Origin of the sequence: Nocardia vinacea (assembly GCF_035920345.1) — a bacterium.
GTDB classification, from domain to species: Bacteria; Actinomycetota; Actinomycetes; order Mycobacteriales; family Mycobacteriaceae; genus Nocardia; species Nocardia vinacea_A.
Genome location: NZ_CP109149.1, coordinates 7,325,982 through 7,349,299, shown reverse-complemented (window position 1 = coordinate 7,349,299; position 23,318 = coordinate 7,325,982). Strand labels below are relative to the sequence as shown.

23 protein-coding genes and 1 pseudogene are annotated in these 23,318 nt (G+C 65.4%); 9 read left to right on the top strand and 15 right to left on the bottom strand.

All coding sequences use genetic code 11. From position 1 onward, the window contains the following. Position 1: 1 nt before the first annotated feature. A pseudogene (locus OIE68_RS47230) lies at positions 2-88 on the bottom strand (cold shock domain-containing protein); the annotation flags it as partial. Between the two features lie 480 nt (positions 89-568). Here OIE68_RS47230 and OIE68_RS33525 point away from each other — a divergent pair. Further along, positions 569-823, top strand: a complete 255-nt coding sequence (locus tag OIE68_RS33525; protein WP_327094974.1) for a MerR family transcriptional regulator — start codon at positions 569-571, stop codon at positions 821-823. A gap of 90 nt (positions 824-913) precedes the next feature. Here the strand turns inward: OIE68_RS33525 and OIE68_RS33520 are convergent, their stop codons facing one another. The 9 genes from OIE68_RS33520 to OIE68_RS33480 all read right to left on the bottom strand — a co-directional run bounded on the left by OIE68_RS33520 (position 914) and on the right by OIE68_RS33480 (position 9,110). Continuing rightward, positions 914-1,753 (bottom strand): alpha/beta hydrolase, encoded by an 840-nt coding sequence (locus OIE68_RS33520; protein ID WP_327094973.1) that lies wholly within the window; start codon positions 1,751-1,753, stop codon positions 914-916. Positions 1,754-1,893: 140 nt separating this feature from the next. Continuing rightward, on the bottom strand, positions 1,894-2,313 hold the full coding sequence (locus tag OIE68_RS33515; RefSeq protein ID WP_327094972.1) for a hypothetical protein: 420 nt from the start codon (positions 2,311-2,313) through the stop codon (positions 1,894-1,896). Positions 2,314-2,410: 97 nt separating this feature from the next. Next, positions 2,411-2,767 (bottom strand): nuclear transport factor 2 family protein, encoded by a 357-nt coding sequence (locus tag OIE68_RS33510; protein ID WP_327094971.1) that lies wholly within the window; start codon positions 2,765-2,767, stop codon positions 2,411-2,413. Between the two features lie 155 nt (positions 2,768-2,922). After that, positions 2,923-3,300, bottom strand: a complete 378-nt coding sequence (locus tag OIE68_RS33505; protein ID WP_327101910.1) for a GNAT family N-acetyltransferase — start codon at positions 3,298-3,300, stop codon at positions 2,923-2,925. Positions 3,301-3,566: 266 nt separating this feature from the next. Continuing rightward, entirely contained in the window at positions 3,567-4,925 is a 1,359-nt protein-coding gene (locus OIE68_RS33500) for an IS110 family transposase (protein ID WP_327094970.1), read from the bottom strand. Positions 4,926-5,174: 249 nt separating this feature from the next. Continuing rightward, positions 5,175-5,471 carry a hypothetical protein gene (locus OIE68_RS33495; RefSeq protein WP_327094969.1) on the bottom strand — a complete coding sequence of 99 codons (297 nt, stop codon included), beginning with the start codon at positions 5,469-5,471 and terminating at the stop codon, positions 5,175-5,177. 98 nt (positions 5,472-5,569) lie between these two features. After that, complete coding sequence (locus OIE68_RS33490; protein ID WP_327094968.1) at positions 5,570-6,295, bottom strand: amino acid ABC transporter ATP-binding protein; 726 nt, start codon at positions 6,293-6,295, stop codon at positions 5,570-5,572. Between the two features lie 3 nt (positions 6,296-6,298). After that, positions 6,299-8,089, bottom strand: a complete 1,791-nt coding sequence (locus OIE68_RS33485; protein ID WP_327094967.1) for an ABC transporter substrate-binding protein/permease — start codon at positions 8,087-8,089, stop codon at positions 6,299-6,301. Positions 8,090-8,315: 226 nt separating this feature from the next. Then, a complete protein-coding gene (locus OIE68_RS33480; protein WP_327094966.1) occupies positions 8,316-9,110 on the bottom strand; it encodes an LLM class F420-dependent oxidoreductase in 795 nt (264 codons plus the stop codon). 183 nt (positions 9,111-9,293) lie between these two features. On the opposite strand from OIE68_RS33480, the gene OIE68_RS33475 reads away from it, so the two are divergent. Beyond that, positions 9,294-10,388, top strand: coding sequence for a sn-glycerol-3-phosphate ABC transporter ATP-binding protein UgpC (locus OIE68_RS33475; protein WP_327094965.1), 1,095 nt, complete (start codon positions 9,294-9,296; stop codon positions 10,386-10,388). An 85-nt stretch (positions 10,389-10,473) separates the two neighbouring features. Here the strand turns inward: OIE68_RS33475 and OIE68_RS33470 are convergent, their stop codons facing one another. Both OIE68_RS33470 and OIE68_RS33465 read right to left on the bottom strand, forming a co-directional pair. Continuing rightward, on the bottom strand, positions 10,474-11,076 hold the full coding sequence (locus OIE68_RS33470) for a hypothetical protein (RefSeq protein WP_327094964.1): 603 nt from the start codon (positions 11,074-11,076) through the stop codon (positions 10,474-10,476). A 149-nt stretch (positions 11,077-11,225) separates the two neighbouring features. Continuing rightward, positions 11,226-11,738 (bottom strand): helix-turn-helix domain-containing protein, encoded by a 513-nt coding sequence (locus tag OIE68_RS33465; RefSeq protein WP_327094963.1) that lies wholly within the window; start codon positions 11,736-11,738, stop codon positions 11,226-11,228. 101 nt (positions 11,739-11,839) lie between these two features. Here OIE68_RS33465 and OIE68_RS33460 point away from each other — a divergent pair, with 101 nt between their 5' ends. Continuing rightward, the gene (locus OIE68_RS33460; RefSeq protein WP_327094962.1) at positions 11,840-13,009 is read left to right on the top strand and encodes a thiolase family protein; all 1,170 of its coding nucleotides are present in this window, start codon (positions 11,840-11,842) and stop codon (positions 13,007-13,009) included. Positions 13,010-13,164: 155 nt separating this feature from the next. Here OIE68_RS33460 and OIE68_RS33455 read toward each other — a convergent pair whose 3' ends face one another. Then, positions 13,165-14,061: an alpha/beta fold hydrolase gene (locus OIE68_RS33455; RefSeq protein ID WP_327094961.1), complete on the bottom strand. Its 897-nt coding sequence runs from the start codon at positions 14,059-14,061 to the stop codon at positions 13,165-13,167. Positions 14,062-14,154: 93 nt separating this feature from the next. Here OIE68_RS33455 and OIE68_RS33450 point away from each other — a divergent pair, with 93 nt between their 5' ends. Next, positions 14,155-14,634: a MarR family winged helix-turn-helix transcriptional regulator gene (locus tag OIE68_RS33450; RefSeq protein WP_327094960.1), complete on the top strand. Its 480-nt coding sequence runs from the start codon at positions 14,155-14,157 to the stop codon at positions 14,632-14,634. Positions 14,635-14,693: 59 nt separating this feature from the next. Next, complete coding sequence (locus OIE68_RS33445; protein WP_327094959.1) at positions 14,694-15,656, top strand: o-succinylbenzoate synthase; 963 nt, start codon at positions 14,694-14,696, stop codon at positions 15,654-15,656. 319 nt (positions 15,657-15,975) lie between these two features. On the opposite strand, the gene OIE68_RS33440 is transcribed toward OIE68_RS33445, so the two are convergent. Both OIE68_RS33440 and OIE68_RS33435 read right to left on the bottom strand, forming a co-directional pair. Beyond that, positions 15,976-16,488, bottom strand: coding sequence for a TIGR04338 family metallohydrolase (locus OIE68_RS33440; protein ID WP_327094958.1), 513 nt, complete (start codon positions 16,486-16,488; stop codon positions 15,976-15,978). A 130-nt stretch (positions 16,489-16,618) separates the two neighbouring features. Further along, positions 16,619-17,461 (bottom strand): DUF2786 domain-containing protein, encoded by an 843-nt coding sequence (locus OIE68_RS33435; RefSeq protein WP_327094957.1) that lies wholly within the window; start codon positions 17,459-17,461, stop codon positions 16,619-16,621. Positions 17,462-17,632: 171 nt separating this feature from the next. Between OIE68_RS33435 and OIE68_RS33430 the strand changes: the two genes are divergently transcribed. The 4 genes from OIE68_RS33430 to OIE68_RS33415 all read left to right on the top strand — a co-directional run bounded on the left by OIE68_RS33430 (position 17,633) and on the right by OIE68_RS33415 (position 23,252). Continuing rightward, positions 17,633-18,934, top strand: coding sequence for an ABC transporter substrate-binding protein (locus tag OIE68_RS33430; RefSeq protein ID WP_327094956.1), 1,302 nt, complete (start codon positions 17,633-17,635; stop codon positions 18,932-18,934). Positions 18,935-18,978: 44 nt separating this feature from the next. Beyond that, positions 18,979-20,001 (top strand): carbohydrate ABC transporter permease, encoded by a 1,023-nt coding sequence (locus OIE68_RS33425; protein ID WP_419150598.1) that lies wholly within the window; start codon positions 18,979-18,981, stop codon positions 19,999-20,001. Then, on the top strand, positions 20,001-20,876 hold the full coding sequence (locus OIE68_RS33420) for a carbohydrate ABC transporter permease (RefSeq protein WP_327094955.1): 876 nt from the start codon (positions 20,001-20,003) through the stop codon (positions 20,874-20,876). The genes OIE68_RS33425 and OIE68_RS33420 overlap by 1 nt, the downstream gene beginning before the upstream one ends. Before the next feature lie 114 nt (positions 20,877-20,990). Beyond that, positions 20,991-23,252 carry a transglycosylase domain-containing protein gene (locus tag OIE68_RS33415; protein ID WP_327094954.1) on the top strand — a complete coding sequence of 754 codons (2,262 nt, stop codon included), beginning with the start codon at positions 20,991-20,993 and terminating at the stop codon, positions 23,250-23,252. Positions 23,253-23,318 lie beyond the last annotated feature (66 nt).

Below are 23,318 nucleotides of genomic sequence, written 5' to 3'. Positions count from 1 at the left end.
CCTAAATGGCGCGGACGTTTGGGGCCTGCGGGCCCTTCTGGCCTTCGCCGATCTCGAACTCGACACGCCGGCCCACGTCGAGGACTTGAAGATCGGGCCAGCTCATCGGCGATGACCTGGCCCCTCGGCGACCCGAAAAAAAATCTACAGCGACAACAGTAGACATTCGACACGAAGTGCGATAATTTCTGTGTCGTCGGAAGAGAAGGAAATATCAGACGGCACGGGAGATGATGAACTGCCCGTGATGGTAAGACGGCGGACGCGGCTACGGGACCAGCAGGTACAACGGTCCCACCGGCCCGCCGGACAGGAAGATGAAGTTGCACCGGAAGATGAAGTAACCCTGTGAGGAGAAAGGAGGCATTGCCCGTCGGGTCACCCGCGAAGATATGCGATTCGGGTGATCGCCGACGTTTCGGTTACATGTCGGAAGACGAAGTAATTCCCCCTTTCAGTGCCCCGGCGCCGCAGGCGCCGGGGCACTTCGGCGTATGGAGGCCTCACGATTTCTGGACCCACAACCGCGAACGAGAAATTCGACGATGACGACTACCCCGCTTACACCATGGGCCGGGCCGCGGAAATGCTCGGCACCACCCAAGCATTCCTGCGCAGCCTGGACGAAGCGAAACTGATCACCCCGCAACGCTCTGTCGGCGGGCACCGCCGCTACTCGCGCTACCAACTGCGTATCGCCGCACGCGCCCGCGAACTCATCGACAACGGCACCCCCCTGGAAGCAGCGTGTCGCATCATCATCCTCGAAGACCAACTCAGCGAAGCGCTCGAACTCAACGCCAAACTCACCCAGCGGGACTGACCAGGTCCTTGCCACCTTCGGCCGCCGCGAAAGGCCCCCAAGCGCCAGTCCGTAGGGCTGGCGAGCTGGATGAGGCAGCGGTTTTCGGACTCAGGACCGATGAGCCAGGAGGTGTTGCATGAGGAGGCGGGTGAGGGATTCGGGGGCTTCCTCGGGGATCCAGTGCGAGGTGTCCTCGAGCATTTCGAAGCGGTAGGGGGCGGTGACGTGTTCGGCGGTGGCCAGGGCGGCAGTGGAGCCGATGGTGGGGTCTTCGGAGCCCCAGACGTAGAGGGTCGGGACGGTGATCGGGGCGGTCGGACCGGCGAGCGGGAACGCTCGGTACCAGTTCAGGGCCGCGGTGAGGGCGTCGGGGCGGGTGAGGCGGTGAATGTAGTCGTCGATGCGCTCTTCGGGAATCTTCCAGTCGAAGATCTTGCGGAGGGCGGCGGCGTCATCGGCGAGTAGGGCGCGCTCAGGGGTGCGGGGCTGGCGGAAGTAGGTGAAGTGTTGGGCTCGCTGGGCCTGATCTTCGTCCTCGGCCATGGCCTGCAGGAAGGCGGTGGGGTGCGGCTGCGATACGGCGGTCAGAGTGCGGATTCGCGCTGGGTGCTCGGCTGCTACCGTCCACCCGACGTGGGCGCCGATGTCGTGGCCGACGAGATCGAACCGCTGCCAACCCAATTGGTCGGCGATGGCGATGACATCGCCGACCAGCTCCTCAACGCGATAGTCGGCGACCTTGTTGGGGCGCGCGCCGGGCGAATAACCGCGCTGGTCAAGGGCGACCACATGGCAGCCGCCGCCACCGAGAGCGGTGAGCTGGAACTCCCATGCGATGGCGGACTCCGGAAAGCCGTGCAACAGCATGACTTCCCGGCCACCGGGTTCGCCGCTGGTCAGGGCGTCGAAGGTGCCGAACTCGGTCGGGATCTTGGTTGCCTCGAGCACAGCACGACTCTAGAGGCAGCCACCGACCACAAACGCCGAACGCGGCGTCGGCGGTGGGGACGGCAGCCGGCGGAGCCGGCGGGGTGGGTAAGCACTGCCGATGCCGCGTTTGCGGAGTTGGTCGATTGTGGATCCAATCTTCAGCGGGCCTTGCGGATGCCGAGGTACTGCAGGGCCGCGAATCCGCCGACGGTCGCTGCCTGCATGACGGTCCAAATCGAGCCGACCAGGTTCAGCTCGAGTGCGCCCTCGACGAGGGCGGCCAGGCTCACCACGACCCAGGCGGCATTACCCGCGGCGACCACGGCGGCGGCCTTGGTATTGATGGTCTTGGTCATGCCGACCAAGGCGACACCGATGCCGTAGAGGGTCAAGAAGATTCCGATCGGGATGCCGATCTTGCTGTCCAGGCCGAGCAGGGATTCCAGTGGGCCCGAAAGCCCCAGGTAGGCAAGGCCGTTGACGGTGGTGACGACCGAGTCCAGGCGCAGCGAGGTGCGCAGCAGGTTCTGGCCGGGGGCGAGCAGGGTGGACATGTAGGTGGGGGCGGTGGTGGTCATGGCTGGTATTTCCTTCTGGGATAACGATTTTGGACGAGTAGGGCCGCCGCCACCGGAAGCGCGGTGGCTGCGGCGGGGTTGGTGAGGCGAGGGCGGGTCAGGCGGCGGCGGGCACCTTGTCGAGGAAGCCGTAGACGTTGGCGATGCGCCCGTCCTCGACAACCGCGACATCGAAGCCGATCACGACGGCGGGTGCGTCGGCCGGCCCGAGCTCCCAGGCGAAGCGCACCTGGTCGTGGTGGGCGTCGACCGGTCCGGCGAGGGTGAACACCCAACCGGGGAACTGGGCCTGGACTCCGGCGATGGCTGCGTCGAGCTGATCGTGTCCGGCAACCGCGGCCAGCGGGTCGGTGTATGTGGCGTCGGCGGTGAACACGGCTTCGATTCCGGCCTTGCGGGCGGCGGTGTCGGTGGTGTTCCAGACTTCCAGGTACTGTGCGACGAGCTCGTTCATGATGGCCTCCTAGGCTTCTGATCTGGGGTTTCGCTGTCGTTCCTACTGACAGGAACTACGTTATGAGCAGAGCCAGGGGTGCCGAATCAGTCACCTATAAGTACTTTTCGCCGACGTATACGTATGCGGCCGGCGTGCCGAGGACCGTGCGCGGTTCACAGGTTCAAGAGCATCTCGAATTCCGGCCGTGGATCGTCGGGCGCGATCGTCCCTTGAACCCCGGTCCGCACGAAGCCGTGCCGCAGATATAACCGCTCGGCCGCCGCGTTGCCCGCGGCGACCTCCAACCACACTTTGTAATGCCCGGCATCGACCGCCCAGTCGACCACCGATCGCACGAGACGATCCGAAATCCCGGTCCCACGGGACTTTTCAGCAACCCACATCGAAATCAGGTGCGCCCCGGGCCGTTCGGGATCGTCCAGCCCAGCAGCCGTCCCGACGTCGATGCCGTCGACGCTCGCCACGAACTGCGCCCGCTGCGTCAGTAGGTCCGACCAGTCCTGATCGGACCTGCTACGCGCCTGCTCCAGCGTCGAGCCGAAGGCCTGCGGCGCATCGGCCAGGGCGCGCAGGCGAATGCTCCGAAATCAGCGTAAGTCGTTTTGTGTCAAGCGGTCCGGTCGGTGCCCTGTGGTCTGTCGTCGTCCCGGCATAGCGGTAATGGGGTTGATCCCGGCAGCGTGTAATCGGGTTGTGTGACGACAGGTCGGGGCTGCCCATGATTTCCGGCGAGATCACCAGGTGTCTCGATGCCGCGTGGGGCTCGCCCCGACCGACCGCTCGACGATCCGCCTGTTCAGGCGGCGGTCGAGATCATGGCGGCCTCGGTTGTGGTGGTGCCGTGGGTGGCGATGTGCGGGTTCCAGGGTTGTCTGGTGGTGACCACGGCGTGGAGTTGGCGCAGGATCGCCGCGGCGATCACGGCCTGAGCCTGGGTGGGAGTGAGCGGGTTCGTCTCTCGGGTGGTCAGATGCCGGTAGCGGGCGGCATAGACGGGGTTGGCGCGTTGGGTGCCCCACACGCCTCGCCAGGCAGCCAGCCGCAGTCCTGGGCGCCCGGCTCCGGTGAGCCGGGCGCGGCCGGTGAAGCTCCCGGATTTCTTCTCCCGGGGTGCAAGACCGGCGTGTTTGACTACCGCTCGCGCGGTCCGAAACCGTGCGGGGTCGCCGGTTTCGGCCAGGATCGCTGCGGCCCCCACTGCGGACAGTCCGACGATCGAGGTGACCAGCTCGGTGAGCCGGAGCTCGTCGAGCACGCTAACCATGCGGGTTTCGGTGTCGGTCAGGCGTCGCTTAGTGTCTGCCCAGTCTTCGAGCAGCAGGTGCACTCGTTCCAGCGCACCGCGCCGGTGGGCGAGCACTCCGGCCGGATCATCCAGTGCCGCAAAGAGTTTGCTGGTGATCCGAAAGCACGGTCGCTTCGCGCCCGCGCGGGTGACCTCGCCGCGGACGAGGCGTTCGAGCCGGTCTCGGCCCAACCGGCGGGTGCGGGCGAAGTCGGCGCCGCCGCGGCCGCAGATCACTCGCAGTGCTGCCATCCAGGTCCGGGATTTGAACGGCTGCTGGGCGGCTTCGAGCGCGGTCGGCCACACGCATTCGAGCAGGGCCCGGATCTGCTGGACTTGCGCTACCAGCTCGACCAGCAGTCGTTCGCGACGGGCACCCAGATGCCGCAGCCGACCCCAGGTTTCATCGACCGGCTCAGGTGCATAGCAGCGCAATTGCGCGGTCAACCGCGCGATCAGCACCGCGTCTTTGTCGTCGGTTTTGTCGGTGGTGAGATCCTCAGCACGACGCGACCAAGCGGTCATCGCTGGCTGCACACACACGAACAACATGTTCCGGTCGGCGGCCAGCTGTCCCAGCACTCGCCACCGATGTCCGGTCGGCTCACACGCCACCGTCGCCCCGGTGAATCCCGCGGCCCCGGCACGGGCGCCGGCCCAGTCCAAAGCAGCACCCATATCCCAGGCACGGCAACGGAACGTCTTGCGGGCCAGCACTTTCGAGTCATGGTCACAGACCACGACCATCTGTTTGCGGTCGGCCAGATCAATCCCGACGATCGCGTTCTCGGGCGGCACCAACGCCCGCAGCCCGCTCATACGCATGTTGCGGTTGCGATCACCCCGGGACACACCGCTACCGTTACTCATGCAACGTCCTCCTGCTCTTTGCGATGGGACACCAAGCCCGACAAGCGCATCAGGAGGACGTTCCCCACGTCCAGGAAACCGACGCACTAAACGTCTTTCTATGCCGCCCAGTCCTCGGGCGTCAGCAACCGAACCCGTGGAACGCCAATCCCCATCCCGCCATCTCTACTCGAATCCGAGTCACCCGGCGAGTCGATTTCCGGGTTGCCGAGCTGCGGCCGAGTCGGTCGGCAGCTCGGCGCGGCGAGTTCAGTGGTCGTCGTAGTGGCCGTTGTGCGCGGCGTGGCGATGGCCGTCGTGGAGGTAGTCGACGTGGTCGCCGTGTTGGACGGCTTCGTGGCCGCAATTGGGACCGTGGATGTGGTCGTGGCCTACATGTTCGGTGTGGCCGGCGGGTTCGCATTCGTCCCAGTGCCCGTTGTGTTCGCGGTGCAGGTGGCCATTGTGGGCGTAGTCGGCGTGGTCGCCGTGCGGGACTTCGGTGTGGCCGCAGCCGGGGCCGTGGGTGTGCTGGTGTTCGGTGTGCTCGTGATGCGCTGTGGTCATCGGACCTCCTCGTTTCCCATTGCTGGATATGCGGCGCCGAGCGTGACGACACATTAACAGGTGCGCATCTATCGAGTTTACTAGAAGTGTGCTGGCTATCACAAAACCTGGGAGAGGAAGCGCTGCAGGCGCGGCGTCCGCGGGTTGTCGAACAGGGCGTCGGGGGTGCCGGTTTCGACCACCTGACCAGCGTCCATGAACAGCACGCTGTCAGAGACGCTACGCGCGAAACCCATTTCGTGGGTCACCACGATCATCGACATTCCCTTGGTAGCCAGATCGGCCATCAGCGCGAGAATGCCCTTCACCAACTCCGGATCCAGCGCCGAGGTGGCTTCGTCGAAGAACATGATCTCCGGCTGCATGGCCAGCGCTCGGGCGATCGCCACGCGCTGCTGCTGCCCACCGGACAGATTCTCCGGCCGCGAATCGGCCTTCTCGGCCAGCCCGACCACCTCGAGCTGCTCGACGGCCAGCGCGCGAGCGGCATCCCTGGACAGCCCGCGCAGCTTGCGGGGCCCGAGCGCCACATTCTCCGCGACCGTCTTGTGCGGGAACAGGTTGAAGTGCTGGAACACCATGCCGATGCGCTGGCGCAGCCTATCCGGATCCTCGGTGAGCACCGACTTGCCGTCCAGCAGCACATCACCCTGATCGGGTTCGTGCAGGCGGTTCAGCACCCGCAGCAGTGTCGACTTACCGGAGCCGGACGGCCCGATGACGGTGGTGGTCTTGCCCGCGTCGACATGGATATCGACGCCGCGCAGCACATGGTTGTGGCCCAGCGTCAGATGCAGACCGGTTCCGGTGAGAGAGGCACTCATCAGCTATCCGCGCCCTTCCGTGATCGTGGCCGCCTCGACCTGGTCGATGGGCTGGTCGGGTCGGCCGGTGCGCATCCGGTGGTCGATGTAGTTCACCAGGTGCGTCAGCGGGATGGTCAGCAGTAGGTAGACCAGGCCGGCGGCGACCAGCGGGGAGAGATTTCCGGTCTGCGCGTTGAGATCTCGCCCGACCGCGAACAGTTCGCGCTGGGTCGCGAGCAGGCCGAGGAAGTAGATCAGCGAGGAATCCTTGATCAGCGCGATGAACTGGTTCATCAGCGCGGGTAGCACCCGGCGCACACCCTGCGGAATCACCACCAGCGTCATGGCCTGGCGGTAGCCGAAGCCGATGGCACGCGCGGCCTCCAGCTGACCCGCCTCCACGGATTGGATGCCGGAGCGGAAGATTTCACCGATATAGGCCGAGGCCAGCAATGCCAGCGCGATCGCACCGAGCCAATACGGGTTATTGCCGGTGATATTGCGCGCGACCGGGCCGATGCCGAGTCCGATGATCAGGATGATCACCACGGCGGGCAGGCCGCGGAAGATATCGGTGTAAACCCTTGCGGGCCAGCGCAACCAGCGCGTCCGGGAGATGCCCGCGACCGCGAGCAGCATGCCGAGGATGGTGCCGAGCACACCCGAAACCAGCGCCAGGATCAGGGTATTCGGCAGACCGGTCTGGAACAGATCGGGAAATGCCTTGCGGTACAGCGACCAGTCGAAGAACGTCTCCCGCAACTGCTGCAGCGTCGATTTCGGCGCATCCTGTCCGCTGTCGGTGGTCTTCTTCTCCGCGGCTATGGCGGCGAAGTCCGGGAGTTGCGGTGCGGGTGCGGCTTTCGAGCCCGGCTTCCAACCGGGCGGCAACTGCCTCGGCACCCAGTCGGCGTAGAGCTTGGCGTAGGTGCCATCGGCGATCACGGCATCGAGACCGCTGTTGAGCGCGTCGATCAGCGGCTGGTTGTTCTTGGCGACCGCGTAGCCGACGAAATTGTCCAGGCTGAAGGTGTTCTGGATGATCGTGGTGCCGTCCCCCGACTTCACCTGCCCCTCGGCCTGCGCCGACGGCGCGACCCAGGCATCGACCTGACCAGACTTCAGATTCGCGTACGCGGTGGCGTAGTCCGGGAACTTCACCGGATCCAGATGCAGCTGGTTGACCACGTAATCGTCCTGCACCGTGCCCTGCACGACGGCGATCCGGTTACCGCGCCCCAGATCCGAAAAGCCCTTGATGCCACTGCCGTTCGGGACAACGAGCGAGAAGTAGCCGAAGTCGTAACCGTTGGTGAATCCGACGCGTTCGCGCCGCTCCGCGGTGGTGGTGATATTCGACGAACCGACGTCGAAGCGACCGCCGGAGACCTGCGAGAGCAGCGGTGCGAATTCGGTGCCCGAGAACTCCACCTGGAGACCGAGTTTCGCACCGATCGCCTGCAGCAGCTCATTGTCGAAGCCGGTGAACGAGCCCGCCGAGTTCAAGCAGATGCTCGGCGGTGCATCCGAGAGCGTGCCCACCGTGAGCTTGCCCGGCGTGATGAGCCGCAGCTTGCTGGTGTCGATCGCCGACACCGGCAACGTGCTCGCGGTGGTGTACTTGTCCGCACCCGCCGAGGCCGCCGAGCCGAGGTTCGTCGGTGCGGCCGATGCGGCGCTCAATCCGGGCGGCGCGCACTGGTCTCGATCGGAGGAATCGTCGCCGGAACCGCAGGCCGTGGCGGCGAGGCCGACGGCAAGCAATAGCACGGCGATCAACGCACGAGACCGCACAGCGGGCAGACCAGCCATGGTGAGGAACCCTAACGTCCGATTCAGCGCTGAAGGGCAGCTACCCCGTGGCGCGTGCAGTCGGCCACACCTCGCCGTCAAGGCTTTCGGCCGCCAGGCGTGCGCGGACGCGGCGCCATGGCCCGATCCCGGAATTCGAATCACCCTGATTCGAACCCGATCTCCGACCGGCGTTACGCCGCCGACAGAGCATGATTCTCGAGATCGGCGGCGGTGCGGCCCAGGGCTAGGCCAGACCCCTGACCGGCTCCGGATTCACTTCGTCACGCCAACGGACCGCCTGCTCGACCTCACTCAGGTCGAACTTCGGCCCGCTCACACCGATGGTGAACAGACTCACCCCGGCCTCGACGAACGTCGCCGCCCGCTCCGCACCCGGCCACTGCACCGAGCGCTCGATCTTCGCCTGATCGGTGCCGACGTCCGCGCAGTGGTCGGTGAGCACCTTGTTCTTGTGCGCGATCGCGTCGAGGTCGGCGAAGGTGTGCCAGATATCGGCGTATTGCGCGACCAGCCGCAGCGTCTTCTTCTCGCCACCACCGCCGATCAGGATCGGGATATCGCGGGTCGGCTGCGGATTCAGCTTCTTCAGCCGGGCGGTCAGCCGGGCCATATTCGCCTTCAGCAGCGCGAGCCTGGTTCCCGGCGTACCGAATTCATAGCCGTATTCGTCGTAGTCCTTCTGGAACCACCCCGCGCCGATGCCGAGAATGAGTCGGCCATTGCTGATGTGGTCCACCGTGCGCGCCATATCGGCGAGCAGATCGGGATTGCGGTAACCGCCGCCGGTGACCAGCGCGCCGATCTCGATCCGTTCGGTCTGCTCGGCCCAGGCGCCGAGCATGGTCCAGCATTCGAAATGCGCGCCGTTGTGGTCGCCGGTCAGCGGATAGAAGTGATCCCAGTTGAAGGCGATATCGACGCCCGCATCCTCCGCACGCAGCACGGCGTCGCGCAGGAGTCCGTAGTCGGGGGCGTGCTGGGGCTGTAGCTGTACACCGATTCGAACCGGTCGGGTCATGAGCCTGCTCCTCGTCGCTCGATCTGGTTCCTCGATCGAGGCTACCGGCGCAATCGATCTTCCGGATTAGTTGCGCGAACTCGAGCGCATCGTGTGCGAAGCGAGCACATCCAGTAATATCGCCGGTCAACCCTTACTCGGATCGTCCGGCACGTTCCTGCCGGTGATGGGATGTGATTTGTCATGGCCACCGTGACCTTCGATAGCGCGACCCGGCTCTACCCCGGCTCGTCCAAACCCGCCGTCGACAAGCTGGATCTGGAGATCGCCGACGGGGAATTCCTCGTGCTGGTCGGTCCGTCCGGCTGCGGTAAGTCGACCTCGCTGCGGATGCTCGCCGGACTCGAGGATGTCGACGACGGGCGCATTCTGATCGGCGCCAACGACGTCACGCACGCCGAACCCAAGGAACGCGATATCGCCATGGTGTTCCAGAACTACGCGCTCTACCCGCATATGACCGTCGCCGAGAATATGGGCTTCGCGCTCAAACTCGCCAAGGTCGCCAAGGCGGAGAAGGAGCGCCGGGTGCTGGAGGCGGCCAAACTGCTCGACCTCGAGCCGTATCTGGCCCGCAAGCCGAAGGCGCTGTCCGGCGGTCAGCGTCAGCGCGTCGCGATGGGCCGGGCGATCGTGCGCCAGCCGCAGGTATTCCTGATGGACGAGCCGCTGTCGAATCTGGACGCCAAGCTGCGGGTGCAGACCCGCACGCAGATCGCCCAGCTGCAGCGCCGTCTCGGCACCACCACCGTGTACGTCACGCACGACCAGGTCGAGGCGATGACCATGGGCGATCGGGTCGCGGTGCTCAAGGACGGCCTGCTGCAGCAGTGCGCGACACCGCGCGATCTGTACCGGGATCCGGCGAATGTGTTCGTCGCCGGATTCATGGGGTCGCCCGCAATGAATCTGTTCACGCTGCCGGTCGCCGACGGTGCGGTGGAGCTCGGCGGCGCCACGCTGCCGGTACCGCGGTCGGTTGCCGATTCCGCCGAGGGTTCGGTGGTGGTCGGCGTGCGGCCCGAGCATCTGGAGATCGGTGGGGCGGTGGACAAGTCGGGTATCCAGATGGAGGTCGACGTCGTCGAGGAGCTGGGCTCGGACGCGTACATCTACGGCCGCACGATTGCCGAGGGCGCGACGAACGGTGCGGGCGAAACCATTGTGGCGCGGGCGGATTGGCGCAACCCGCCGGAGAAGGGCACCCGGGTGCAGTTGACGCCCACACCGGAACACACCTACTTCTTCTCCGCCGTCGACGGTCGCCGCCTGTCCTGAGACCGCTGCGCGTGCACTTTCGCCAATCCGAAACTTCCTGCGAAAGTGCACGCGCAGAACCGATTCCGAGCATTCAGCGGTCCGGTCAATGGACTCCTGCCAGGGCGGCGAGCGTTATCTCGGTGACCGCCTGCTGGGCTTGTGTCGCGGTGCCGGGGTGTGTGTAGTAGTCCACCCAGAGCAGGTCCGCACCGCGGCGGACTACGGCCGAACCGTGTGCGGTGCCGTCCTTGCCCTCGTCGTTGTAGACACCGCAGGCCGCGTCCCCGAGACCGCTCGCAGTGTGGAACTGCCCGGCGAGCGCGCTGTTCGCACAGGATGAGACGAGCGCGTCGGCGGCACGGTCGACACCCGAGTCCCAGCCGACCTGGCCATAGCGCAGCAGCCGCACCCCCAAGAAGCCATACCCATCGGAGCCGATCGGACGGCTCTTGGCGGTGTAGTACTGGCACGCCGCATCAGAACCCGACGAGTAGATCGCCCTGGGCTCGGGCGTGCCATCCGGTACCAAACGCTCGAAAAGTCCGGCACCGATCGCCGCGCACAAGTCGGGCGGGGCAGCTGCGGCCGGACGCGACTCCTCGTACATGGACCCGAGTTTCAGGTAGAGCGCGAAACCTCCGAACATGAGAACCACAGCAGCCAGTGGCAGCAGGCAGCCCCACCGGCGCGACGATGTCGACGACATATCTCCCCCTCGGACTTTCGAGCGAGTGTAGGCGCTGCGCGCGGATTCACTGCCCTCGCCGAGGCGATCCAGCGGCGAGTGAACCAAAGACACAGTGCGCCATCGCGCACGAGGGAGCCGAGCGTCAGCGAGGTGCAGTCGTGCGCGGATTACTTCGCTGAGCGGATAGCACGCGAATATTCGGGGTTGAGCCGGACGCCGAGTTCTTCGAGGTCGATCTCGCGACCTGTTTCGCTGCGCACCTCCACCCGAACCGGCGCACCGCTGGACTCCTCGACCAGCAGCAGAGGCACGGGTCCCGGCTGCAGGTACGAATCACCCCACTGCATGAGCGCGAGCACCACGGGCAGTAGATCGCGACCCATGTCCGTCAGCACGTACTCGTGGCGAGTCCGCTTGCCCGCCTCCTGATACGGCCGCTTGGCGAGCAGACCCGCCTCGGTGAGCTTGCGGAGCTGGCCGGATGCCGCGGCGTCGGTGATGCCGACCCGGGCGGCGAAACCGTCGAAGCGGGTGGTGCCGTAGTAGGCCTCGCGCAGGATCAGGATCGCCGAGCGGGTGCCGATGAGGTCCATCGCCTTCGCGATCGAGCATTCCGTGGGTTTCCACGCGCTCAGATCTGCCAACGGTCCTTCCATCACGGCTGCCATGACGAACATCATAGCAATATCTGGCTTGAGTCGACTATACCCAGGCGTTAATCTGACTATAAGCAAATAGAGTCAGGCGCAGGAGCTCGACTCGCGGTTCGAAAGGAACCACCATGAGAGACGCGGTGATTGTCGAAGCGGTACGCACGCCGATCGGCAAGGGGAAGCCGAATGGAGCACTGCACAACGTCAACGCGGTGGACCTGCTCGCACACAGCCTGCGCGCGGTAATCGACCGCAGCGGCATCGATCCGGCGCTCATCGACGATGTGATCGGCGGCATCGTCACCCAGATCGGTGAACAGGGCGCCAATATGACCCGGCGGGCGGCGCTGGCCGCGGGCTATCCGGAATCGGTACCGGCGACGACTGTCGATCGCCAGTGCGGCAGCAGCCAGCAGGCCATTCATTTCGCCGCACAGGGCGTGATCGCCGGTGCGTACGACATTGTGGTCGCGGCGGGTGTCGAGTCGATGGGACGAGTTCCCATGGGCGCAAGCATGATCGGATCCGACGACTTCTCCGGTGTCGGCTTCGCCGAGCGTTATCCGGAGGGTCTGGTATCCCAGGGCATCAGCGCCGAACTGATCGCGGCCCGCTGGGGACTGACCCGCAACCAGCTCGACGAATTCGCCCTCGGTAGCCACGAAAAGGCTGCGCTGGCAACGAAGAACGGCTCGTTCGCCGGTCAGCTCGCCCCCATCGCCGGACTGGAAACCGATGAGGGCATCCGGGTCGGCAGCACCCTGGAAACCCTCGGCAAACTGCGTCCCGCCTACTACGACGAGGCCATGTCCGCGCGTTTCCCGGAAATCGGCTGGCAGATCACGGCCGCAACCGCGAGCCAGGTCAGCGACGGCAGCGCCGCGGTGCTGATCATGACCAGTGAACGCGCCGAGGAGCTCGGACTGAAGCCGCTGGCCCGGCTGCACAGCTTCGCGGTGGCCGGTGACGATCCGCTGCTCATGCTGACCGCCGTAATCCCCGCGACGCAAAGGGTATTGCAGCGCGCCGGACTTCAGCTGTCGGATATCGATCTGGTCGAGATCAACGAGGCATTCTCACCGGTGGTGCTGGCCTGGGCGCACGACACCGGTGCGGATATGTCGAAGGTGAATGTGAACGGCGGCGCGATCGCCATCGGTCATCCGCTCGGCGCTTCCGGCGCGCGCCTGATGACCACGCTGGTGCACGCCATGCAGGAGCGCGGTGCGCGCTACGGTCTGCAAACCATGTGTGAGGCAGGCGGTTTGGCCAACGCCACCATCATCGAACGGCTCTGAGTCGCCGAGTACCACCCGAACCGCATTCGCCAGCCGCAGCTTCCACCGACTCGACCCCACACCCCCAGCATGACCGGTAGATCGGACTCAGGTTGTCGAACTCGTTCTGCCGGTGGGGTCCGCGATGTCGGCCGCAGCCATCGCCGATTCGGCGGTCATCTGGCGATAGCGCAGATGTTTTCGATCATGACGGGCCAGATATCTCGTGGGAACGCTCCATGCCCGATCCCTTCGAGCATGGCGAGTTTCGCTCCGGGGATGGCTTCGGCGGTTGCTCGGCCGCCTGCCGGTCTGATCATCGGGTCGGCCGTGCCGTGCAGAACAAGTGTCGGCAGTCGAACCGCGGCCAGCGCTGCGGTTCGGTCCGGTGCCGCCAGCATGGCTGCTTGTTGCCGGAGCTTGCCCGCGGGGTCGTAGGCCCGTTCGAAGCTCATCGCGCCGATTTCGGCGAGCCATTTGTCGTCGCGTGGGTACTTGCCGGACGGTGTGCCGATGAGGTTGTAGAGGTCGACGAGTTGTTGTCCGCTCTCCTGTGCGGAGTTCACTGGTTTTCGCAGCAACGCAGCGACTTTCACGCTTGTCCCGATCGTGGCGCGTCCGATCCGCGCGGACGGTGACGACATGATCGAGGTCAGCGAACGTAGTCGTTCGGGATGTTCGATCGCCATCGTTTGCGCGATCATGCCGCCGAGCGAGCCGCCGACCACGTTGGCCGACCGCAACCCGAGGTCGTCGAGGACCGCGATCGCGTCGCGGGCCATGTCGCCGAGCGAGTACCGTGCCGCGGCCTTCGGACGCACGAACATGGTGAATGGGCTCGGTTCACCGAGGTGAGTCAAGTGCGTCGAGAGTCCGGCGTCGCGATTGTCCATCCGCGCCACCCGGAACCCTCGCCGCACCAGCTCGAGGCAGAAGTCATCGTGCCAGAGCAGCATTTGCGCGCTTACGCCCATGATCAGCAACAACGGCTTGCCCGTGTCCGGTCCGAACACCTCGTAGGCAAGTGAGACATCCCCATTGCGCGCCTGCCGGCGCGTTACTTCGCGAGTCATCTGCTGATCCTTTCGGTGGAGCGGTATCGACCAACGCAGCCAACGTTCACATGAGAACAGTTCTCATGTGAACAGTCAAGGTATGATGTCGGCATGCCGCCCCCGACGGACCTCTACAGCGAGTTCGGTTTCTACATTCATCAGGTCGTCGCCTTGATCGATAAACGCGGCGATGCGATGTTCCGACGCGACCTCGGCATCAGCCTGCGACAGTTCACGCTGTTGCGGCTGTTCGACGTCGGCCCCACCGTGCCGTCCCAACAACTCATCGCCGAACGCCTCGGCATCGCGAAGAGCGCGGTCAGCAGGCAGATCGACATCGCACGACAACGAGGCTGGATCCGAGTCGAGAGCTCGGCCCACTCCCGCAGACAGAACACCCTCACGCTCACACCGACTGGCCGGCAACTGCTCAGCGAGGCGAAGTCGCTGATCGAGCAGTCCGAGTCACTGGCATTCGACGACCTACCGCCGGCCGACGTCGAGGCTGCGATACGCACCCTGAAAGCGCTGCACGGGAAACTGACGAAACCAGCACCGCCGCTATCGGACACTGCCGCACCGACCGATTGAAATCCCTTGCCGGCTGCGGCGGGCAGCCGGCGACAGCGGGCTCGCTAGGCTGCAAGGTGATGACCGAAACCTTCGTGTACGCCATTCCGATGCGGACTCGGTTCCGCGGCATCACGGTGCGTGAGGGGATGTTGATCAGGGGCCCGCTCGGCTGGGGGGAGTTCTGCCCGTTTCCCGAGTACGACGATCGGGAGGCCGCCGGATGGTTGGCGACCGCGGTGGAGCAGACGACGGTGGGCTGGCCGGAGCCGGTGCGGGACAGGATTCCGATCAATTGCACGGTGCCCGCGGTGGGTCCGGATCGGGCGCATGCGATCGTGGCCGGATCCGGATGCCGTACCGCGAAGGTGAAGATCGCCGATCATCCCGATTCGCTGGCCGAGGATCTGGCGCGGGTCGAGGCGGTCCGGGATGCGCTGGGGCCGAACGGATCGGTGCGCGTCGATGCCAATGCGGTCTGGGATGTCGAGACCGCCGTCACACACATCAAGCAGATCGACCGTGCCGCAGGCGGTTTGGAATACGTCGAGCAACCGTGCCGCACCATCGAGGAACTGGCCGCGGTGCGCCGCCGTGTCGATGTCCGAATCGCCGCCGACGAATCCATTCGCCGCGCCGAGGATCCCCTGCGCGTCGCGGTAGCGGGAGCCGCGGATATCGCGGTACTCAAATGCACCCCATTGGGTGGTGTCCGCCGCGCACTACAGGTCGCCGAGGCCGCCGGCCTGCCGTGCGTGGTCTCCTCCGCCCTGGAAACCAGCGTCGGCCTGGCCGCCCAACTCGCCCTCGCAGGTGCCCTCCCTGACCTCGAATTCGCCTGCGGCCTGGGCACTTTGTCACTCCTCGACGGCGACCTGGTATCCGAATCACTGCGCCCGGTCGACGGCTTCATGCCGGTCCCGAAGACCCCGCCCACACCCGACCCGGCACTACTGAAGCAGTACCGCCACCCCGACCCTGCACGAACCCGCTGGTGGGAAGGCCGCCTGACCCGCGTCCGCGCAATGCCCCCACCCCGGTGACCGAGTCGCGAAAGTAGTACGCAACCAGTACGAACTCGGCATGTCGGCCCAACGGGTCGGCGTAGCGCAACCGCGGACACGACGCACGAACTCGGCCAGACATCAGACCGCAGCCGGACACGGCGGGCTGCCCAACGGTCAACTGCCCGCAAACACGACGCGGTCGAGCGACGCAGCGGCCTCAGCTCGAGCGGACACCACAGCCGAACACGCGCGACCACAGGACGAGGCTTGCCGTCAGACAGATACCGCGAGCTCGCTGCCCAACGATCAACTACCCACGGGCGCAACTGTAAACACGGCGAGCGAAGCAGCGGCCTCAGCTCAAGCGGACACCACAGCCGAGCATGCTCGACCGCAGGACCAGCCCGGCTTCCGGCCCGACAATGCCGTCGACGAGTTCCAAGTAGCGACTGCAGAATTCGGGGCCGTGTGGAGCCACGGATGCGGCGGCGGGCTCGAGGTGGTGTGCCAGTTCGTGCAGGATCACCAATTCGCGCAGGGCCCATGCGGTCGCGCCGGTGTGCAAGGGGACGGCCAGCACCGCGTCCGCGGCCTCGTAGTGGGCGGCGGCGGTTCCGGCGCGGGAGCGGACCCGGACGGGTGTCGCGGCGCGGTCCCATAGCCCCCGAACCCAATTGAGGCTCAGCACCTTATCGGTGTAGGTCTGCACCGATTCGACCGAGGCGAAGCGGCGCTCGATCGGCAGCGTGAGGTGGGAACCGTAGAGCTCTACTGTGCGATTACCGTTTTCGTCAGCTCGATCGAATACCCTCCGCACCAGTTGCTCGGCGTCATATACCTTGGCGCGCTGGCTATCTCGCGCACTCACCGGACCGAGCTCATTCGCTCGTACCCCGCGAACTGGGATGATCCGATGCCACCCGAGAGCGCCGAAACTTCGATCGGCTCAGCTCGCGAATACACGCGCGACGAAACCCCCGCCAACTCACCCGACTCGCTCACGTCGCTCCGCCTCCGGGCAATTGCCCACGCGCGGCACCGAGTTCGGGGGAGGCACCCAACCGCGCGGCTCGCCCTGCCCGATCACCCGCGCGCCGGGCGGCTGCGGAATGTCCGGCGGACGCCTGTGGACCGCGCCAGGTACCGCGAGCATCGGAGGTCTTCTTATAGAAGTCGGTGAGCTCGATTTCCTTATTGCGCAGGGCCAATGCCGTACTCGTCGCGACGGTTTCGGGCACCACCTCGGCCTCGACCTCCGCCTTCACCTCGGCCAGGCGGCGGCCGATCCGCGCGGCGAATGCCATCTGAAAGTTCAGCCGCGCGGTAACCGCCGCAACCGGTGCCTGCACGCGCCGCTGCACCTTTCGGCCCCAGTGTTTCTCCATGACGATCTTTTCGACGGTGGCCGAACGATACTGTCCGGATTTGATGTACTGATCCGACGCACGCACCATCTGCACCAGCAGACTGGCGTAGAGGGCTTCACAAGTTTCGATATCGGAATCGAAGCCATACGCGTAGACCTGCGTCGACGTGCGCGCAACATCGCAGCGCACATCATTGGCCGCGGCGATCGCCACGAACAACTGCACGTAGGTGCGCAACCCCTTCTTGCCGGGTTCGCCGATCGGAATCATCCGCTGCAGCGGCGTCGGCCTGCGCTCACGTCCGGCGATATGCGCGCGGGCGATCGTCAGATCGATCGAGGACCTGGTCGCCAAGCGTTGGGCCGCGGCCAGAAACGCCTCGGCCTCGTGTTCGTTATCGGTTGATTCGGCTTGGCGCAGCAACCCACCGATCCGGGTGAGCATCCGGTCGGGAACCGCATTCGGCGAAGTCATCGACCGCCAGCCTATCGAGCGACTCTGACATCGAAACGATGACATCGGAACCGGCTGGAGAGTGCCCCTGTTGCGGGCACAATCGCTGCGTCGCCTATAACAACCATGTATCTTGCCTTGTGCACCTGCAGGGTGTGCTGCTGCTCACGTCTCGACCTTGGAGTGTTCGCGATGGCTTTGAAAAAGGTGACGTCCCTACGTTCGTCGCTCGTACCACGAGCGGCGTTGGCGGCCGCCTCTGTTGCGCTGCTGACGGCGACGTTCACCAGTGCCTGCTCCAGCGATAACGGCGGCAATCCATCCAGCCAGAACCTCACCGGCCGCGGCCCGATCACCTATGTGGAGGGCAAGGACACCACCGAAACCGGTGCGGTCAAGCAGCTGATCGAGCGCTGGAACGCCTCGCACCCGGATGAGCAGGTCACGTTCAAAGAGCAGTCCAACGACGCCTCGCAGCAGTACGACGATCTGGTCGAGCACATGCGCTCCAAGCAGTCCACCTATGACGTGGTCGCCCTGGACGTGCCGTGGACCGCGGAATTCGCCGCGAAGGGCTGGATCCAGCCGCTGAAGGACACCTTCAACATCGACACCTCGGCGCTGCTGTCCCCGACGGTCGCCAGCGCCACCTACAACAACACCCTCTACGCCGCGCCGCGAAACACCAACGGCGGCTTGCTGTTCTACCGCAAGGATCTGGTGCCGAATCCGCCCAAGACGTGGAGCGAGATGCTGGCGCAGTGCCCGATCGCCAAGCAGAACAATATCGGTTGCTACGCGGGTCAGCTCGCACCGTACGAGGGCCTGACGGTGAACGCGGCCGAGGCCATCAACGCCTACGGCGGCACCTTCGTCGGCGCGGACGGCAAGACCCCGACCGTGAACACCGCGCAGGCGCGCGCCGGGCTCAAGGTGCTCGTCGATGCCTACAAGAACGGCGATATCCCGAAGGAAGCCATCACCTTCAAGGAGCCGGAGAGCGCGAACGCCTTCAACACCGGCAAGCTGCTTTTCATGCGCAACTGGCCGTCCACCTTCGGTGACGCGGGCGGGGAATCCTCCGCGGTCAAGGACAAGTTCGGGGTCGCGCCGCTGCCCGGCGAGAACGGTGTCGGCGCCTCGACCCTCGGCGGCTACAACGCGGCCATCAGCGCCTTCTCCAAGAACAAGGCGACCGCGCTGGACTTCCTGCGCTACCTGATCAGCGAGGACGCCCAGCACATCGTCGCGGCGGGTGCGCTGCCCTCGGTGCGCGCGTCGATGTACGACGATCCGGCACTGATCGCGAAGATGCCGTACCTGCCCGCGCTGAAGGATTCGATCGCCAACGCGGTGCCGCGTCCGGTCACCCCGTTCTACCCGGCGGTGTCGAAGGCCATCCAGGACAACGCTTATGCTGCGTTGAACGGAACCAAGTCCGTCGACGACGCGATCACCGGTATGCAAAAAGGCATCGAGACAGCCGGGTCGTAGCGAGTACAAGAGCGGACCCGACCACCCCGTAGGAGAGAGAAACGGTGTCGGATCCTTCGGGAACGGCCACTCGCGTGCCGAGCGACGGCGATCAGCCGACAAAGCGCGGATTCGGTGGCACCTTGGCGTTGGAGTTGCGGCGTTCCGGTAAGGCGTGGTTATTCGTCACGCCCGTGCTGATCACCCTCGCGGTGGTCGTCGGCTATCCGGTCTTCCGCGCGTTGTACATGTCGTTCCAGAAGGATCCTGGACTCGACCCGGCGACCGGCATGTTCGTCGAGGGCCGCAGCGCCGGCGTCTCGAACTACACGCACTGGCTGCTGCAGCAGTGTCAGGCGGCCGGCGAGACGGTCTCCTGCCCGACCGGCAACCTCGGCTCGCAGTTCTGGCTGGCCATCGGCGTGACGCTGTTCTTCACGGTGATCACGGTGACGCTGGAGGCCACCCTCGGCCTCGGCATGGCCATGGTCATGGGCAAGACCTTCAAGGGCCGGGCCCTGCTGCGCGCGGCGGTGCTGGTGCCGTGGGCGATTCCGACCGCGGTCACCGCCCGGTTGTGGGAGTTCATGTTCCAGTACGACGGTGTGGTGAACCGGGTCTTCGGCACCCACATCCTGTGGACATCGGAGGCCTGGCCGGCGCGGTTCGCGGTCATCGCCGCCGATGTCTGGAAGACCACGCCGTTCATGGCATTGCTGCTGCTGGCCGGTCTGCAGGTGATTCCGGCCGATGTGTACGAGGCCGCGAAGGTCGACGGTGCGTCGGCCTGGCAGCGCTTCACCCAGATCACGCTGCCGCTGCTCAAGCCCGCGCTGTTGGTCGCGGTCCTGTTCCGCACCATGGACGGGCTGCGCCTGTACGACCTGCCCGCGATCATGACGCTCGGCAACCCGTCCACCCGCCCGATTTCGGCGCTGGTGGTCGAACAGGTCCGCCAGGGTCCCAATAGCGCGGCGGCACTGTCGACGATCACCTTCCTGCTGATCTTCGCGGTGGCGTTCCTGCTGGTAAAGGTCTTGGGCGCCAATGCCGTTCGGACCCAGGAAGAACAGCGGGAGGCGCACTGATGACCACCGTGACCACCAAAAATCCTGCGGCACAGACGCCTTGGACCAAGCGCCTGGGTCCTGTGCGGCTGTATCTGGGTGCGCTGATCGTGCTGGTGTGGGGTCTGGCCCCGTTCTATTGGATGGCCGTCACCGCATTCCGCGATCCGGACTACACCTTCGACAACACCCCGTGGCCCACCCACGTCACCCTGGAGAACTTCCACAACGCCTTCGACACCAGCCGCGGCAACGACTTCGGCAAGGCACTGCTCAACAGCGTCATCATCGGCGCGGTGACCACAGCGGTCGCGCTGGTGCTCGGCGTGCTCGCCGCCTACGCGCTGGCACGGCTGACCTTCAAGGGCAAGTACCTGGTTTCCGGGCTCATCCTGTCCGCGTCGATGTTCCCGGTGGTCGTGCTGGTCACTCCGCTGTTCCAGCTGTTCACCAACCTCGGCTGGATCGGCGAATACCAGGCGATGATCATCCCGAACATCTCGTTCGTGCTGCCGATGACCGTCTACATCCTGGCCTCGTTCTTCGCCGAACTGCCGTGGGAACTCGAGGAGGCTGCCCGCATCGATGGCGCGACCAAGACGCAGGCATTCCGGCTGGTCATGCTGCCGTTGGCGGCGCCAGCGGTTTTCACCACCGCGATCCTGGCATTCATTGCCTCGGTCAACGAATATCTGCTGGCCCGGCTGCTCTCCAGCGATAAGACCGAACCGGTGACCGTCGCGATCGCGCGCTTCTCCGGTAACAACCCGCTCGTGCAGCCGTACGCCGCAATCATGGCCGCGGGCACGATGGTCACGATTCCGCTGGTCATCATGGTGCTGCTGTTCCAGCGCCGCATCATCTCCGGTCTCACGGCGGGTGGCGTGAAGAGCTAGTACGCCTGTCGCATGGGTTGAATCCCGTTGCGGCGGTAATACTCGGTGTATACGATCTCTGGTCATTTCCGATCGTGTCCGTGCAGGTGAGTTTTACCGACGCTCCGGGAGGAGATGATCGTGAGCTCGTTCGGCAAGCGGCGACGCGGAGGTGGTCGCCGGGGCAAATCGATGCCGGCACCCTATGCCTCCGTCGCGGGGTTCAGCGAGCACAACACCGGGACGTCACGACGCAAGGACAAGCCCCGACCGCCCGACTCTTCGAAACCGTCCAGGCCGCAACCGACTCCGGCGAATCGACCACAGCGCACCAGGGGCGAACGCTTCCGACGGCTACTGCTCGCCCTGTTCATCACCTTCGTCGCGGTGCCGTCGCTGCTGTTCGTACTGGTCTACTGGAGCGCCGAAATCCCGGATCCCGATTCAGTGCAGACCAATCAGATCGCCACCATCCTCACGGCCGACGGAACCACAGTGATCGCGAAGGTGGTTCCGCCGCATGGCAATCGGATTCCGGTACCGCTGTCGGAGGTGCCGAAACCAGTGCGTGAAGCGGTACTTTCGGCCGAGGACCGCAACTTCTATACCAATCCCGGCTACTCGACCAGCGGATTCCTGCGCGCCGTGCGGGACAATATCCTCGGCAAAGACGATGCCGGCGGCGGGTCCACGATCACTCAGCAGTATGTGAAGAATGCTTTCCTCGGGTCCGAACGCACCCTGACCAGGAAGATGCGCGAGCTGATCATCGCCGCCAAAATGGCGCGGCAATGGAGTAAAGACGACATCCTCGCCGCCTACCTCAACACCATCTATTACGGGCGCGGCGCGTACGGGATCTCGGCGGCCGCGAAGGCATATTTCAACAAGTCGGTGCCGGAACTGACGCTCGCCGAAGGCGTTGTACTGGCCTCGGTCATCCGCACCCCATCGATCCTGGATCCGGAAACCCATCTCTCCGATCTGACCGCGCGCTGGAAGTACGTGCTCGACGGCATGGTCGAGATGGGTGCGCTCGCGCCGGGTAACCGTGATGCGACGGTATTCCCGCAGATCGTCCCGATCACCGAAATCCCGGACGTGAACGCGGCCCGCGGCCCGGAGGGCCTGATCCGCAGCCAGGTGCTGCGGGAATTGCGCGACGCGGGCATCAGCGAGCGAGAACTGAATACCGGGGCATTGCAGATCACCACCACCATCGATGCCAAGGCACAGCAGGCCGCACTCGACGCGATCCACGATCGACTCGACCCGCAGCCGCCGGAACTGCGAGGCGCGGTGGTTTCGATCGACCCGCGTTCCGGTGCGGTGCGCGCCTACTACGGCGGCGCCGACGGTATCGGCTTCGACTTCGCGCAGGCGCCGCTGCAGACCGGCTCCGCCTTCAAGGTCTTCGCGGTGATCGCGGCACTGCAGCAGAGCATTCCGCTCACCCGGATGCTCGACAGTTCACCGGTGACCGATCGCGGCACCAAGGTCACCAATGTGGACGGCGAATCGTGCGGCAAATGCACCATGGCCGAGGCCCTGAAGCGCTCGCTGAACACCAGTTTCTATCGACTGACGATGTCGATGTTCGACGGCCCCGGGGCCATTGCCGATGCCGCCCACCAGGCCGGTATCCCCGAAGAGATTCCGGGCGCGGCCGGTAAGACGCTCACCGAGGACGGCGGGCACCCGCTGAACGGAATCGTGTTGGGCCAGTATCTGGTTCGCCCCATCGATATGGCCTCCGCCTACGCGACGATCGCCAATTCCGGTGTCTACCACCAGCCCTATTTTGTGCAGCGAGTGGTCGCGGGCGACGGCCGCGTCCTGCTGGATCGGGGCGGACCCGACAAACAGGTCGGCAAGCAACTCCCGCCCGGCCAGCAGCGCATACCGCGCGGCATCGCCGACAGTACCGCCGGGGCGATGATCCCGATCGCGGCATATTCCAACGGGCACAGCCTGTCCGGCGGTCGCCCCTCCGCCGCCAAGACCGGCACCACCCAACTCGGTGAGTCGACAGCGAACAAAGACGCGTGGATGATCGGCTTCACTCCGTCGCTGTCCACGGCGGTCTGGGTCGGCACCGAACAGTCCCAGCCCATCGAAACCGCGCGCGGCGCCGACATCTACGGCTCCGGCCTGCCCGCCGATATCTGGAAGCAGGTGATGGACGGCGCGCTCGACGGCACACCGATCGAGCAGTTCCCGGCGGCCGGACCGCAAGGCAGCCCGCCGACCGCGAGCAAACCCTCCGGTGGCAGCTACGACATCCTGAACCCGCCGACCAGCACCACGCCAGAACCGGTCATCGTCATCCCACCCGCCCCACAGCCATCCAAGGAAATCGAAATCTTCCCCGGACTGAGCATTCCGGTGCCCGGCTGAATCTTTTGGCAGTTCGATGGCCACGCCTTCGGCGCGGACGCGAGACGGGCCGCGAACTCCTCGCTC

Coding starts and splice junctions, on each gene's coding strand:
- OIE68_RS33485 (WP_327094967.1), bottom strand. CDS start 8,089: ATGGCTGGTCTGCCCGCTGTGCGGTCTCGTGCGTTGATCGCCGTGCTA.
- OIE68_RS33455 (WP_327094961.1), bottom strand. CDS start 14,061: ATGACTCGCGAAGTAACGCGCCGGCAGGCGCGCAATGGGGATGTCTCA.
- OIE68_RS33500 (WP_327094970.1), bottom strand. CDS start 4,925: ATGAGTAACGGTAGCGGTGTGTCCCGGGGTGATCGCAACCGCAACATG.
- OIE68_RS33450 (WP_327094960.1), top strand. CDS start 14,155: ATGCCGCCCCCGACGGACCTCTACAGCGAGTTCGGTTTCTACATTCAT.
- OIE68_RS33430 (WP_327094956.1), top strand. CDS start 17,633: ATGGCTTTGAAAAAGGTGACGTCCCTACGTTCGTCGCTCGTACCACGA.
- OIE68_RS33515 (WP_327094972.1), bottom strand. CDS start 2,313: ATGACCACCACCGCCCCCACCTACATGTCCACCCTGCTCGCCCCCGGC.
- OIE68_RS33420 (WP_327094955.1), top strand. CDS start 20,001: ATGACCACCGTGACCACCAAAAATCCTGCGGCACAGACGCCTTGGACC.
- OIE68_RS33445 (WP_327094959.1), top strand. CDS start 14,694: ATGACCGAAACCTTCGTGTACGCCATTCCGATGCGGACTCGGTTCCGC.
- OIE68_RS33480 (WP_327094966.1), bottom strand. CDS start 9,110: ATGACCCGACCGGTTCGAATCGGTGTACAGCTACAGCCCCAGCACGCC.
- OIE68_RS33510 (WP_327094971.1), bottom strand. CDS start 2,767: ATGAACGAGCTCGTCGCACAGTACCTGGAAGTCTGGAACACCACCGAC.
- OIE68_RS33525 (WP_327094974.1), top strand. CDS start 569: ATGGGCCGGGCCGCGGAAATGCTCGGCACCACCCAAGCATTCCTGCGC.
- OIE68_RS33490 (WP_327094968.1), bottom strand. CDS start 6,295: ATGAGTGCCTCTCTCACCGGAACCGGTCTGCATCTGACGCTGGGCCAC.
- OIE68_RS33470 (WP_327094964.1), bottom strand. CDS start 11,076: ATGTCGTCGACATCGTCGCGCCGGTGGGGCTGCCTGCTGCCACTGGCT.
- OIE68_RS33465 (WP_327094963.1), bottom strand. CDS start 11,738: ATGATGTTCGTCATGGCAGCCGTGATGGAAGGACCGTTGGCAGATCTG.
- OIE68_RS33460 (WP_327094962.1), top strand. CDS start 11,840: ATGAGAGACGCGGTGATTGTCGAAGCGGTACGCACGCCGATCGGCAAG.
- OIE68_RS33475 (WP_327094965.1), top strand. CDS start 9,294: ATGGCCACCGTGACCTTCGATAGCGCGACCCGGCTCTACCCCGGCTCG.
- OIE68_RS33495 (WP_327094969.1), bottom strand. CDS start 5,471: ATGACCACAGCGCATCACGAGCACACCGAACACCAGCACACCCACGGC.
- OIE68_RS33415 (WP_327094954.1), top strand. CDS start 20,991: ATGATCGTGAGCTCGTTCGGCAAGCGGCGACGCGGAGGTGGTCGCCGG.
- OIE68_RS33435 (WP_327094957.1), bottom strand. CDS start 17,461: ATGACTTCGCCGAATGCGGTTCCCGACCGGATGCTCACCCGGATCGGT.